The 15,254-nt window shown below is 57.1% G+C and carries 3 protein-coding genes; all 3 read right to left on the reverse strand.

The annotated features are described in order from the left end of the window. Positions 1-47 precede the first annotated feature (47 nt). From ACNANG_RS08100 to ACNANG_RS08110, 3 genes are read right to left on the reverse strand one after another with little or no spacing between them, the layout of a single operon-like run. The gene (locus ACNANG_RS08100; RefSeq protein ID WP_420226762.1) at positions 48-4,133 is read right to left on the reverse strand and encodes an amino acid adenylation domain-containing protein; all 4,086 of its coding nucleotides are present in this window, start codon (positions 4,131-4,133) and stop codon (positions 48-50) included. After that, the gene (locus ACNANG_RS08105; RefSeq protein ID WP_420226763.1) at positions 4,130-11,950 is read right to left on the reverse strand and encodes an amino acid adenylation domain-containing protein; all 7,821 of its coding nucleotides are present in this window, start codon (positions 11,948-11,950) and stop codon (positions 4,130-4,132) included. The genes ACNANG_RS08100 and ACNANG_RS08105 overlap by 4 nt, the downstream gene beginning before the upstream one ends. Further along, positions 11,947-15,192, reverse strand: a complete 3,246-nt coding sequence (locus tag ACNANG_RS08110) for an amino acid adenylation domain-containing protein (RefSeq protein ID WP_420226764.1) — start codon at positions 15,190-15,192, stop codon at positions 11,947-11,949. Before ACNANG_RS08110 ends, ACNANG_RS08105 begins: the two co-directional genes overlap by 4 nt. Positions 15,193-15,254: the final 62 nt, after the last annotated feature.

A 15,254-nucleotide genomic window follows, 5' to 3' on the forward strand; every position in this document is an offset into this window, starting at 1 on the left:
GAACATGAGGACCTGACTTGCCAGTCATCGTCCTCGGCAACGTCGTTTCACATCGACAGCTGCAAAGCCCTGCCCAGTCCTGATGCGACCTCGCGGCTGCGAACGATGCCGAGGTGATCCGTGTCGACATTACGCTCGCTGACACGTGCCATGGCATACCAAGCGCCGAATCGTTGCCTGTCGGCAGCTGAGTTGTCGTTGGACCACCATACATGCACGGGCAATTGCGTCCCAATTGGGTCGCAGGGCGCCTCTGCAGCAGACTGCAGTACGCGCGCGGTTTTGAACATCGCCATGAGTCCATCAGCGCCCACCGCAGCATATTCGTGGAGGTCGGCCGGGTCGATGCTTGCCAGCACGGTAGTCAGCAAAGACAACGCCGATGCATCGTCAGTAACGTTTGCAAATTCAACTGATAGCACTTCATCGTTCTCGAGTGACCGCTGCGACGCAGCGGGAAGCAAGATGGCAAGGAATTGACGCAATTGGTCCTTGAACAGTGAGGGGCCGGTGTGTTGCTGGTGTGGGGTGAAAGGATCGATGACACCGACGAACTCGACGCAATAGCCACGGTGCGTCAAGGACGACGCGATGAGCAACGCCAGAGCACCACCCAGGGACCACCCCGCGATCCGATAGGGATCGGGCAGTCCCATCTCGAGGATGGCTTCGCAGTGCTTGTCAGCCAACTCAGCCAAACTGCTTGGCGAAAACCGATCATGTTCATTGGCGTTGAACGAGACACCGATCACTGGGCAAGCATTTTGAAGCGATTGGGCGATTGCTGTGTAATCCAGCACGCTTCCCCACCCGTCGTGAACCAATAGCAATGGCGGATGATTCGCGGCCGACGAATTCAGATTTACGTAACCCGGCTGGAGCCTATTTAACCGCGACAATGCGGCAACCGTTGGCTCGGCAAAAAGGCGCTGAACCGTTAGCGCCAGTTCCGGCCATTTTGCGTTCAGTCTTCGGAGAACGCGCAGGGCCAGCAAAGAATGCCCGCCGAGATCAAAGAAATTTGCGTGGCGACCAACGCGCGACACGCCAAGCTCCTCGGCCCAGATCGCAGCCATCTCCTGCTCCACCCCTGCACGCGGGGCCTCGTAGCCACCTGTCTCGTCAAAGACAGCAGCTGGCAGCGCATGCCGATCCACCTTGCCATTCGCGTTCAACGGGAAGGCATCTAGGATAATTACGGCTTCAGGAACCATGTAGGTTGGCACAAAGCGGGCGCACCACTCGCGCAGCAACGGCTGGCTTGGGCTCTCCGTTGCGCACGTCACATACGCAACCAGGCGAGGGCCGGCCGGACTATCCGATGCGACTGCCAGGGCTTCCTGGACATGCGGGTGATCCAGCAGCCGTGCTTCGATTTCGGTGAGTTCGAGGCGACGACCACGGATCTTCACTTGGTGATCCGCACGCCCGAGATATTCCAGTTGCCCAGTCTCGTTCCAGCGGACCAGATCACCTGTCCGATACAGGCGCGCACCGCCGGGCACAAAGGGGTTCGCTATGAATTTCTCTGCAGTCAGTGCTGAACGGTTCAAGTAACCTCTGCCGAGCAAAGCGCCACCGATATAGAGTTCACCGATAAGACCTGCAGCAACTGGTTCAAGCGCGAACCCAAGGACGTATGCCTGAGTATTCGCAATCGGCGAGCCGATGGGCACGGTGTGGAGGCCATCATTCCGGCACGTTCCCATCGTGACGTGAATTGTGGTTTCGGTTGGCCCGTACAAGTTATGCAGGCTGACGCCTGGAAGGCGATTCAACGCATCATTCCGCAGAGTCGCCGTCACGGCTTCGCCGCCGATCATGATGTGGCGTAGCCCTGCCATCGTGTCGCGTCGACCGTGTTGCAGATACGCGTGCAACATGGAAGGAACGAAGTTCATCACCGTGACATCGTTCGCATGGATCAATTCACCAATGCGCGCCGGATCCATCTGGTCCCCGGGCCTTGCAACAGCTAGCCTTGCACCAGCCGTCAGAGGCAAGAAAATCTCCCACATCGACACGTCAAAGGAGAACGAAGCCTTGTGAAGTATCGTGTCGCGTTCCGATATGCTGAATTCGTCGATCATCCATTGCATGCAAACTGCCAACGATTCATGCGATATGGAAACGCCTTTCGGTTGCCCTGTCGAGCCAGACGTGTAAATAACATAAGCAAGGTTCGACCCGCGAATTTCCACCGCAGGATTGCACGCGGGAAGCTGAGAAAATGCGGGCCGATCTATTGCGACGACGTCGATACCTAACTGAGAAACCAGCCCCTCAAACCGTTTCGTCTGCGTAAGCACGATACGGACGTTGCTTTGTTCGACCATAAACAAGAGGCGATCCTGGGGTAATTCTGCGTCCAAAGGAATGATTGCGCCGCCCGCCTTCAACACAGCAAGCACGGCCACAACCAGCTCGAAAGAACGGTCTACGGCCACTCCGATTTTCGTTTCGAGCGCTATGCCTGCGCTAATGAGGAAATGAGCAAGTTGATTGGCTCTCGCATTCAGCTCACCGTACGTCATGATTTCGGTATCGAATAGCAACGCTACGTCGTCTGCAAGCTTCTTTGCTTGTGTCTCGAAAGATCTGTGTACCGGGTGCGAATACAAGAGCGCCTGTTGGCCAGCACTCCACCCCAGCAAGGTTTCGCGTTCGTCCGACGTAAGGAAATCGATATGGTCAACCCGTGTGTCAGGTCGCTCTGTTGACTGCTGCAGAATCGAGATGTAGTGACCGATCATGCGATCAATGAACGATCCCGTGAATAATTCAGCTGCATAATTGATAGCAAGCACGACCGCCGTCGGCGAGTACTCAGTCACATCCAACGTCAACTCAAATTGCGCCTCAGCGCTTCCTAAATCCATATGCTGTACCGATAGGTCGGGCAACTGCACAGCAGGCTCACCATCTTCGTGCTGATAGTTCATCATCACCTGGAAGAGCGGGTGACTACCCTTCTCCCGTTCAGGATTGAGCGCTTCAACCAAATCCTCGAAAGGAAGGTCCTGAGACGACCGTGCGTCCACGACTGATTGGTGAGCACGCTTCAACACCTGGTCCAGCGTCGTGTCATCATCAAAGACACACCGCAGCACTTGCGTATTCACAAATAGACCAATGATGCCCTGAACTTCTTGCCTCTGGCGATTGGCAATCGCCACACCAACTCGAATGTCGCGCTGGTTAGAATATCGGTGCAGCAGAGTATGCAGGGCCGCCAGGAACGTGGTGAACAAAGTGACGCGATTCGCTTCAGAATTCTGCCTTATGGCGTCCAACAGCGTTCGAGGCACCCTCAGGCTGCGCTGCTCTTTGGTGTAGCGCGCATCGGCTCGACGGGGCTTGTCGGTGCATATCTGCAGTACCGGGTGGGTATCGCCGAGATACGCCGTCCAATACGCGAGTTGCCGCTGTCTTTCGCCGGCGTCCAACCAATGCCGCTGCCACGCGGCATAGTCCGCATAGTCGATTTCGAGAGGAGGCGGCTCGTAGATCCGACCCGTAGCCAACGCAGCATAGTGACGGCTGAGCTCGTCAAGAATGATGCGCATCGACCAAGCGTCAGCAATGCTGTGGTGGATCGCCAGCACCAACACGTGTTTATCAACCTGTTCCCGGAACAGCCCCACCCGCAGCAACGGCCCCTGCCGTAGATCGAAAGGTTCGAGACTGAAGGACTGTGCAGCCGCCTCAATCGTGAAGGGAGCAGTCACAGCAGTATCGGCCAGCTCGAATCGCTGCATGCAGATCTCGTCTGGCCCCATCAGTCTGGTTTGAAGGACACCGTTTTCGTCTTCCTCGAAGACCGATCGCAAGGCGGCATGCCGAGCGATCAGCATCTTAAGGCTGGAGACGAGAAAATCCGTGCGCAGCCGTCCCTTCAGAATCAGGGCTCCTCGCATGTGGTATCGAGTGCTATGAGGCTCCAGCCGCCACAGAAACCATTGTCTGGCTTGCGCAAACGACGCGACCCTGGGTGCACCATCTTTCAGCCGACTGATGGGCAAGTGGGCAAAATCAATGCCGCGGTTCTTCAAGAATTCCAAAAATACTTTTTGTTTCTCTGCAGATAAAGAAGAAAAGCGCTCCGCAAGTTCGATGTTCGGGCTTCGCTTCATTTTTCCAAAGCATCCAGGAAAGTTTTGATCGTTTCGATGTCAGGACTGCCGTGAGCGGCCCGCGTCGATGCGTCACGTAAGTGGACAGCCAGGGATGCAGGCGTCGGGTTCTCGAAGTAGGTCGCCAAAGGCAGGACAAGGGACAACTGTTCCTGAACTCTTGCCCTCAACTTTAAGATGGACAACGAGTGACCGCCCAGATTGAAGAAGTTGTCATCCCGCCCAACCCCTTCCACGCCAAGCACAAGCTCCCACATGCGCACCAGATCCGCTTCCATTTCGTTCTTTGGCGCGCTCCCTTTCATATTGACAACCGGCGCCGGCAGAGCGGACTTGTTGATCTTCCCGTTCGCGCCAAACTCGAACCGCTCAAGCGCGACGATGGCGGCCGGCACCATGTAGTCAGGCAGCTTGGTCCGCAGCGTTGCGAGCGCGGAGGCCTCATCAAATGAATCCGGTATGCCAAGGCAGACATATCCCACCAATTGGGGGTCGGATGTCGTCGTCGACTGCGCGATGGCAATGGCGTCAGTGACACCGTGCAATTGCTTCAGGCATGCGGCGATTTCTCCGAGCTCGACGCGATATCCGCGAATTTTTATCTGGTCGTCACATCGCCCCAGATAGTCCAGATTGCCCTGCTCGTCCCATCGCGCGCGATCCCCAGTACGGTACACACGACCGCCGTTGTTACCAAAGGGGTCCGCCACAAAGCGTTCTGAGGTCAGCCCTGGACGCCCGACGTAGCCGCGAGCAAGCAGTTCACCGCCAATCAAAAGATCACCAGTCATGCCGAAAGCGAGAGGAGCCATCTCCCCGTCAACTACCCACAAAGATCTTCCCGGTAGCGGCTGACCAATCCCCATATGCATGGGCAAGGCCTTGCCACCTGCAAGGTATGCACTGCAGTCAAGTACCGATGCCGTGACGGTGGCTTCGGTCGGCCCGTAAGTGTTCAGCAACTTCACATGCTTGAGCCCGATCGCCCGCCAGGCGTCAAGCGCGCCGGGTGCCAACGCTTCACCGCCGACGTTGACTTGTCGCAAGCAGCCGAGATCCGACACACCTGTTCTCACAAACTCCTGAACCAGAAAGGTCCAATAAGCGGTGGTCAGATCGGCCACGGTAATCCGCTCGCCAAGAACCCGCCGAAGAAATGTCTGAGCATCCCAAAGGTCAGGTCCGCGCATGACGATCGATGCGCCCACCAGGAGCGGCGGGTAGATCTGCTCGACGCACCCATCAAAGTTGAGCGTCGCAAACTGGAGCGAACGATCGCAATTTCCGATCGAGAAAAATCCTGCAGCAATCTGTGCGTGCTCTGCCAGGCTCGCATGAGAGATGCCCACTCCCTTGGGTCGTCCGGTAGAGCCCGATGTATAGATGATGTACGCAAGGTTTTCACCACGCACCGAGATGGCAGGAGGGCGCAGGGACAAAGAAGCCTTGGCCAGGCCATCGATGAGGACTACCTGGACTTGATTCAATGCGGGCAATCGCCTGATTACCTTCTCTTCGGTGAGCAACATCGCTAGCTGGCTATCAGTCATGATGTGCTCCAGGCGATCCGATGGATAGTCGGGGTCCAGCGGCACGTACGTTCCACCAGCCTTCAGGACTGCCAAGACTGCGACGATCAGATTCGTTGACCTTTCGACTGCAATGCCGACCCGCTGCTCGAGATGCAAACCTCTGGCCAACAAATGATGCGCCAACGCATTTGAGCCCGCTTCCAGCTCCTGATAGTTCAACCGCTGCCCATCGCAAGTCACCGCAGGCGCATCTGGCCGCAATGCAGCCTGACTAGAAATCAGTTCATGAACAGGCCGTGCTGCCGAGAAGCGGCTTTCGTTCTTCCCAAGTTTTTCAGCTAGCCGCATCTCGGATTCCGGGGCGCCGATGTCGCAAATGCGCACGCGTGCCGGATCGCAGAAGGCAACCAGCGCATGCCGGACGTAAGCAGCGATTCGCTCGACATCTTGCGTCGCCAAAGAGCCAGCGTTATAGGCGTATTCGAGAGAGAAATCTGGCTCGTCAATGATTGAGACCGTCATCGGATAGCTGGTGTCATCTTCGACATGGCGGACGACGAACTGGAGGTCGCGGAATTCGCCTGGCTCTCTGCTTTGGTGAACCAGTGGATAATTCTCAAAAACCAGAAGACTGTCGAAAAGACTTTGGCCTTTCGTATCGGCCCAAACCTGCATATCTGCCAGGGACACATGCTCGTGCTCCCTGGAAGCGATGTTCTGTGCTTGCAGGTGGCGAAGCCATTCGCCGACGACCATCCCAGGCTCTACCTGTACGACAACAGGCATGGTGCTGATGAATAGTCCCAGGGTATGTTCCGCTCCATCCAGATCGCAGGGGCGCCCAGATGTAGTGACGCCGAACGTCACGGTATCGGCCCCGACCATGCGCCGCAGGAGAAGTGCCCATGCCCCCTGAACCAGCGTGCTCAGGGTGAAATGACCGGCGCGCGCAAACTCCCGAAGGGTTCCGCACTCTTCGGGCGACAAAAGCGTGCGGATCTTTGCGGACTTTCGGCCCGCAGGCCTTGTCTGTGGCGCCCAAACGAGGCGCGTTGGCTCCTGCATCTTACTGACGACCGTTTGCCAGTAAAGTCTTGCGGCATGCCAATCCTTGGCTGCCAACCACTCGATGAAGTCCCGATACCGCCCGCTCGGCCCCAGGTCGATTGCCCCATCGTAAACCTTCGACAACTCCGAAAATAGTCGTGCCGTGCTCCAGCCATCCAGAAGCAGGTGATGGCGTGTCCAGATAAGATGGTGCCGATGCTCGGCAACTTTCGCCAGCACCAGTCGCATCAACGGGGGATTGAGATAGTCGAAGCCAGTGCGCAGTTCAGACGCTGCCAGTCCGTCGACGTCCATCTCGGCGTGCGGCCGGGCGCAGAAATCGATGATGCGTATGGGGACATCCACCGACCTTGCTACCCACTGCAGCTCCAGGTCTGCGTCAAGGAACCCCGTCCGCAAGACATCATGCCTTTGCACCAGCAGCGTCCACGCTCGCACGAACCGCGGTACATCCAGATGCATCAGGTCGATGCGAATTTGATTGATATACGCGGTATCGGCAGGACTGAGGACGCTGTGGAAAATCAATCCAGACTGCAGCGGCGACACGGGATAGATATCCTGTACATTCGCTGGATCAAGAGGCAAACGATCAATTGCCTCTTGCGTGAGCTTCGCCAACGGAACATCCGAAGGAGTGATCCCTGCAGCACCCTCCATGCAATGCTGAATCACACTGGCAAGCTCCTCCAGGTACCGATCTGCCAGGTATCGGACTTCAGTTTCGGTATGGACGCAAGAGTTGTAGGTCCACGCAACCTGCAGTTGCCCTCTTCGAATGGCCACCACGATTTCAAGTAACGTCCTGCGAGGACTGCTGCCAGCCTTCTGAGTGCCTGCGCTTTCAGGAGCAACCTGCCACAGGGCATCTTCACCCAGCGCTTGATCCTGCTGTCCGAGATAATTGAACGTCACCTGCGGGTAGGGCTGGGCAGCGAGACTTGCCCCTGCCGCACTCATGTATCGCAGCAATCCGAATCCGATACCCTTGTTCGGAATGTGCCTGAGCGTTTCTTTCACCGACTTGATGGAGTCGCCGATACTCGACTTGTTCGCGTGCAGCCGAACGGGAAACAAGGTCGTGAACCACCCCGCGGTGCAAGACAAGTCGATATCGTGCCCTGGAAGGTCTCGGCCGTGCCCTTCTAGCTCTACGAGTACGCTATCCCGCTCTGCCCAGCCGCACACGGCACGTGCCAGCGCGGTCAAAAGGATGTCGTTTATCTGGGTGCGGTATGCGTTCGAAACGTCATACAGCAGCATGCCGGTGTGGGTCTCACTGAGCGACCTGTGCAAGGTACGCTGATCCCGGACGAGATTGCTGGTCATCGACGTTCCTGGAAGACCCGGCTCCCGTTTGCCGAGAACATCGACCCAATAGGGGAGCTCCGCAAGAACTTCATCGCTGCGGGCAAATCCGAGAAGGTGGTCGGACCACGCTTGATAACTGGTCGCGGCACGAGGCAACTGCGGAGCCCGTCCAGCAGCAATCAGCCGGTAGGCGTCTTTCAGGTCATTCAAAACGATGCGCCACGAAACGACATCGATGATGAGGTGATGTGCGACAAGGAGCAATCTTGTCGACCGCCCACCGATATCCAACCAGAATGCCTTGAACAGGCTCTGAAAGGTCAGCGACTTCTGCAGCGTTTCGACGACATCGATGATGTCGGCGGAGTGCCGCAGCTGGATCTTTTCAAGGCCATTCCAACCATCGGGCGACATCACGCGCTGGCGCCAACCTCGATGATCGTGCTCGAAGCTCGTGCGTAACACGTCGTGCTGGGCGACGACAACTTTCAGCGCGGTCATGAGATCGCCCACGTCCAATGCTGTGGTTGGCGCCAGCATGACCGATTGATTCCAGTGATGCGGCTCTTTGAAGTCTTGATCGAAGAACCAGCGTTGTATGGGCGTCAACGACCATGCGCCGCCTGCCAGATCCCGACTTGATGGTGACGGCTGTAAATCCGCTTCGCTTCTTGTCATCACGGCACCGATACGAGCGATCGTTTGCAACTCGAGCAGTTGTTTCGGCAATATCTTCAATCCTTGCTTGCGCGCCCGAGCGATGATCTGAAGAGCGAGAATGGAATCTCCGCCCATCTCGAAGAAGTTGTCGTTCCGGCCGACACGCTCGATTCGCAGGACTTGCGACCAGATCTTGGCGAGGGTGTCCTCTATCTCTCCAATCGGTGCGACGAATGTTCGGTGATCGATATGTTGAGAGTCAGGGAGGCGGGCACGATCAACCTTTCCGTTCGGCGTCATCGGTATCACGTCCAGTTGCATGAAGGCGCCTGGAATCATGTGGTCTGGTAGGATGCGCCTGATTCTTTCGAGCAATCGTCGTTGATCGACCTGAACGCCGTCTGGTGTTACCAGATACGCCAGCAGATGGTATGTTCCATCGTCGTTTGCACGCGCGATCACCTCGGCCTGAGACACTTCGGGTGCCGAAGACGCGATGGCGATGGCAACTTCTTTCGGCTCGACGCGATATCCTCTAATCTTTATCTGGTCATCGGCCCGGCCTGCAAACTCAAGTATTCCGTCGTCCAACATTTTTACGCGGTCACCCGTCCTGTACATTCGTTGACCTGGCAGGACGGTACTTGCGATGAAGCGTTCCGCGGTCAGTGCGGGACGTGTCTCGTAACCTCGACCCACATTGACACCACCGATGTAAAGCTCTCCTGTTACGCCGACAGGCACAGGAATGAGATCGGCATCCAGGACGATCGCCGAGACGTTTGCGATCGGCATGCCGAGCGGAACCGTCTTACCTTGCCTGTTCTCCAGACTGGCAAGATGTGTCAGCACGCCGACCGTAGTTTCCGTCGGTCCATAATGATTGACGACCTTGCATTCGGGCCGAACTTTGGAGATGCGGTCAATAAGCGACCACGGCGTTGGCTCTCCGCCCAGAATGAGTCTGTGACGCGGCAAGACCGAAGCCACATCGGCAGCATGCATCAACGCTTGCAGATGAGCAGGCACGATTTTCAGAATGTCGATGCGGTAGCGCTTCATGTATGTAGCGAACTGATCGGGGTCGAAGGCATGGGCTGCACTGACAAGATGCAAGGTCCGGCCGGAGCAGAGCGCCCCGAACAAGCTGGTATGTCCCAGATCGGCCGCAACGGTTGATGTCATCGCAACCGCGACGGCGTCGTCAGACAGTTCGAGCGTTTGAAGCAGACCCTGAACGTAGTTGGCCAATGCCGCGTGTCCAATCACAACGCCTTTGGGTTTGCCGGTGGAGCCGGAGGTGTAGATGACGTATGCAGCCTGCTGCGGGTGGACGTCCGCGCACGTGCGACCGTCGACAGGCGCCATCGCCCCAAAGGACAGATGCAGATAAGGCGCATCCACCTTCCAGGCAGGGGCTTCAATGCCAAGCACGATGAGCGCATTGCTGTCGCTTAGCTGATAAGCAAGACGCTCAGCTGGCAACTTTGGATCCAACGGAACAAACGCAGCGCCGGACTTCAATACCGCCAGCATGCCAAGGACGAAATGGCATGAGCGGTCCACATGAATTGCAATGCGTGTTTCTGGGCCCGCCCCAAGCTGTTGGAGTTGAAACGCAAGCAAATTCGCGTGAAGGTCAAGGTCCTTGTAGGAGTATTCACCGTCGTCAGCTCGGACGGCTGTGCGTTCCGGCACGCGGTGCACTGCATCGTTCCACATATCGAGCACGGTACGGTGCGGGAATAGTCGCTTCAAGAAGCGGTGGCCTTTCCTCAATTCGTCTTCGGCAATCTTTTCGTACCCTTGATCAGGCAGATTCACAAGGACGTCGGCCAGCGCGACAAATGTCATTTCAAACCGCCTGATGGTTGCATGATCAAACAATGCGGTGTCAAAAGCGAAGACGCAGTCGATGCCTGGTTGTCGATCACAAAAATCCAAGCTCAGGTCAAAGTGAGAATCGCCGGCCGGTACAGGTGACAGTTCGATGCACAGTCCTCCCCGCTCCCAGCGGGTCGCTCCACTGCTCTGCTCCGCGCACTTCACCTGGAATAGTGGATGCACCCCGGCTTGACGTCGTGGCTGCAGCGCCTCGACCAACGCATCAAACGGAAGATCAGGGTGACTTTGCGCTTCGAGCAGGATGCGCCGCACTTCAGAAAGCAGTTCACGGAAGGTGCCGTTCCTTTCTATTTGGGTTTCAACGACCACAACATTGGTCAAGTAGCCGACCAGCTTCTGCGTCTCGGCACGCTGCCGGTTCGCGACGGGCACCCCGACCCGGACGACGGAGTCGCCGCTGACTCTGTACATCAGGAACTGGAACAAAGCGAGGACGATAATGAACAGCGACGCGTTGTTGGAACGTGCGAACTCCCTGAGAGCACTGCTGATGTCCGAAGAAAGCGTGAACGCGTGGCGGGCTTCCCGACGACTGATTCCAGAGCCACGCGGACGATCGAAAGGAAGTTCGATTGGCGCGCGATCCATCTTCAATTTTTCCCGCCAATAGGCAAGTTGCCGGTGCCGTTCTCCGGCTTCGAAAACATGGTTATGCCAGACGGCATAATCAGCAAACTGCACAGGCAAAGGCGCAAGGTACGATGTTTCCAATCGGCATTCCTGCTCGAACAACGAGAGAAATTCATCGACCAACAGGTTTAGCGACCAGCCATCGCCAGCGAGGTGATGCAACACCATCCCCAACACAGCTTCTTCGTCGGAAAGACGCCAGATGGCTGCTCGGAACGCCGGTTCTTCTTCAAGTTTGAAAGGCTGCGATGAAAAGTCCTGTAAACGGCGTGTCGACTGGTTGACGCGTTCGGCCGGCGTGAGCTCGGAAAGGTCGGCGACGACGAAGTCCCGATCCGCTGCCGGCAGTATTTCTTGAAATGCCGAATCCTGGTCATCCGCATGGAAGCGAGTTCGCAATGGCTCATGCCTTTGCACCAATGCAAGTAGTGCTCGACGAACGTGGCTCAGCTCAAGCGGCCCGCGGAAATGCAGCGCGCCTGCCATGTTGTAGCCGCTGTTGGTTGGATCCAATCTCCAGGTCAGCCAAAGACTGCGCTGTGCGAACGAGATGGGGAGGCGACCTTTGCCCGCACGCTCGTATTCGGCGGTGACGATGGGCAGCTCGGACACACTTCCACCGGCATCGGTCAATGTCCTCACAAACTCTTGCTTGCCTTTAGCGCTAAGCGCAGCGAAACGTCGGGCAAGATGGTGAGCATCGATTGTCATGATTGCGCCTCGATCTGACTGATGATTGAACTAATTTGGGATAGGCGAGATTGGCAGGAGGGGCCATCGCGTAGCGAGTTGCTGGGCAGCCGCGCCGCCAGCAGATGAAGAGTTGGGGATTCGAAGAACCACTTCACAGGCACATCCCACCCATATCGCTCCGACATCAAAGCGATAATCCGAAGCGCCATCAACGAATGGCCACCTGCATCGAAAAAGTTCTGATCCCGGCCGACTCTGTCGATGCCAAGCACTTCTGTCCAAAGCTCGGCAAGGGCCTTTTCGGCAAACGATGCTGGAGCTTCAAAGGTTAATTCGCGATCAGGCTCAGGGTCGGGCAACGCTTTTCGGTCAATCTTTCCGTTCGCATTCAGTGGCAAGCCATCAAGAATGACAATTACACTGGGCACCATGTACTCCGGCAACACCCGAGCCAATGCGGTGCGCAGCGCTGCAGGTTCAAGAATCGCGCCGGTATGCAGGGACACGAAGCCGACTAATCGCGCGCCAGTTGGCCCGTTCTTTGCTACCGCGACGGCCTCTCGGACGCCCGGCTCGGCAAGCAATCTGGCTTCCACTTCGCCCAGCTCGATACGAAAGCCGCGAATCTTCACTTGATCGTCACGCCTTCCTAGGTATTCCAGCACGCACGCACCGCTCCAACGGACGAGATCGCCTGTGCGATAAAGCCGGTCTCCGACCGTACCTGCAGGATTGGCGATGAACCTGTCTGCACTCAACGCTGGCTTGTCCAGATAACCTCGCGCCAACCCGACGCCACCCAGGTAGAGTTCTCCAGCAACGCCTAGAGGCGCCATCTGCAAGTCATCGTCGAGCACGTGGGTCGTCACGTTCCAGATGGGAAGTCCGATCGGAACGCGCAGCGACGCCTGGCGGTCGCAGGTCCAGTGCGTAACGTCGATCGCGGCCTCCGTGGGTCCGTAAAGGTTGTGGAGTTGCGTGCCTGGAAGAGCTTCCAGCAGCGCGTTCGCTGCATCGACGGGTAATGCTTCACCACTGCAGATCACACGTTTGACGCTGCTGCACTCCGCTATGCCAGCGTGCCGCAGGAAAGCCTGCAGCATGGAAGGAACGAAGTGCAATGTCGTGACCCCATGCTGCTTGATGAGTGCCGTAAGCAGGCCAGGGTCACGGTGGTCCCCTGGCGCTGCCATGCTCAGTTGCGCGCCAGCCATCAACGGCCAGAACAACTCCCATACGGACACATCAAAACTGAAAGGTGTTTTCTGAAGAACGACGTCTTCGGCGGAAAGACGATAGGCATGCTGCATCCAAGCCAGGCGATTCGAGAGGGATACGTGTCGATTGGCCGCTCCTTTGGGATTTCCGGTCGAGCCCGACGTGTATATGACATACGCCAGTTGTTCGGGATGGGTTAACACCGCGGGCGCGTCCGATGGCTCCTCGCTCAGGCTCGCCAGATCAATGGGAATGACGTCGACCGGTTGATCACGCGGCAACCGTCCTAACGCCTCGGGCTGAACAAGGACTACCTTGATTTCGCTATCTCGGATCAGGTAATCAATACGCGCCTCCGGCAGTTCAGGATCCAGCGGAAGGTAGGCGCCGCCAGACTTCAGGATCGCCAGCAATCCCACCACCATCTCGACGGACCGCGTGGCAGCGATACCCACAGGCATATCGCGTTTGATGCCGAACCGTATGAGCCGATGTGCGAGTTGGTTGGTAAGGCGATCTAACTCGCCGTAGCTGATCCTTGCGTCACCAGCGATTAGAGCCAAGCGAGACGGATGAGTGGACGCTGCGGACTGAAAGACCTGATGGACGGGCTTGAAGATCTCGTCAACCGTCGGCCCGCGACTGCAATCGGCCAATGTCCGGCGTTCCTCCTGGTCCGGTAGAACGACCTCGGAAACCCGCCCCTGGGGATCACTGGTCAGCGCCTCAAGCAAGGTTAGATAGTGACCTGCGAGGCGAGCAATTCTTGGGGATTCAAACAAGGCCGCCGCATAGACGAAAGTCGCAGTCATTCGTCCGTCGGCCAACTCCCGTGTGTGTAATGCCAAGTCGAATTGAGTATGCGGTTCAAAGCTGACGATCTTCTCGACCTGCAGTCCTGTCCAGTGTTGCTGTTCCCGTTCTTCTTTGAGGTGATTGAACATCACTTGGAACAGCGGAGTGTCGCCAAGCTGCCTTTCGGGCTTTATCGCTTCCACAATGCGGTCCAACGGCACAGCATTGTGTTCAAGCACTTCGTGAGTTTCGTTGCGAGCCTGCTCGATTAGGTCACCTGCTGTGCACTGCCCGTCGATCTCGCATTGCATGACCACCGTGTCAACGAAAAATCCCACGACTTGCTGGATATCGACATGCGATCGGTTCGTTATCGGCACCCCTATCCGCAAGCATCGTTGTCCGGTATGGCGGTACAGGAGCGCCTGAAAAGCGCTTAGCAGCCCGGCAAATACAGTAGCGCCCAATGATTTGGTGAGCCGGCGAATTCGAAGCGCCAATTCGGTCTCGATTTCGATGCTGTGCGACGCGCACGCACTGACTTTCCCGACCGTACGCGGATGATCCGTTTGCAGTGCCAGTGCAGGCAACTCTTCCGCCAGTCGGGACTTCCACCATTCAAGATGTCGCGCCTGCAGAATGTCAGCCGTCCGCTGGTTCTGCCACACTGAAAAGTCCGCGTACGAGACCCTCAAAGGAGCGAACGCGACGCACGTTCCTGCAACGTCACCGTTGTACGCAGCGGACCAATCATCGACCAGAATCTGTACCGAACGGTGGTCAGCAACAGCATGGTGTAACGCGACGTGGATCTCATGAAGATAGGGTCCGCGGCGGATAAGTAGCGCTCGGATCAATGGCCCACGTTCGAGATCGAACGGGGTTTCTTGAAGCAGTCGAATTCGCTCCAACGCATCGGTGGATCGGTCGGTACCGGTAGAAGACTGCGTATCCACGCAGGGCAGATCAATGCGCAGGTCGTCCTTCACTATCTGTCGAATATCACCTGCAGCGTCGGCTGTAAAAACCGTGCGTAAAGCGCCGTGCCGTGCTATCACCGCATTGAGACCTCGTTCAAGCGCCTGCGCATTCAGATTTCCTCTGAGTCTGAGACCGCCAAGGAGATGGTAGGCCGCGCTGTCCGGATCCAGTTTCCAGAGAAACCACTGCCTGCGCTGCGCGAGCGACGCCAATGCCTCGCCTGTGCCAGGAACTTTGGGAATCGATTCGTGCAGGGGAGTGGACACGTCGCCCCCCAGGCGTCGTTCCAGCGCGATTCGTTGCTCGGGACTCAGTTGGTCCCGGAGTC

The sequence above is a fragment of the Pigmentiphaga litoralis genome (assembly GCF_048632615.1).
GTDB lineage: Bacteria > Pseudomonadota > Gammaproteobacteria > Burkholderiales > Burkholderiaceae_B > Pigmentiphaga > Pigmentiphaga litoralis_B.

Coding starts and splice junctions, on each gene's coding strand:
- ACNANG_RS08100 (WP_420226762.1), bottom strand. CDS start 4,133: ATGAAGCGAAGCCCGAACATCGAACTTGCGGAGCGCTTTTCTTCTTTA.
- ACNANG_RS08105 (WP_420226763.1), bottom strand. CDS start 11,950: ATGACAATCGATGCTCACCATCTTGCCCGACGTTTCGCTGCGCTTAGC.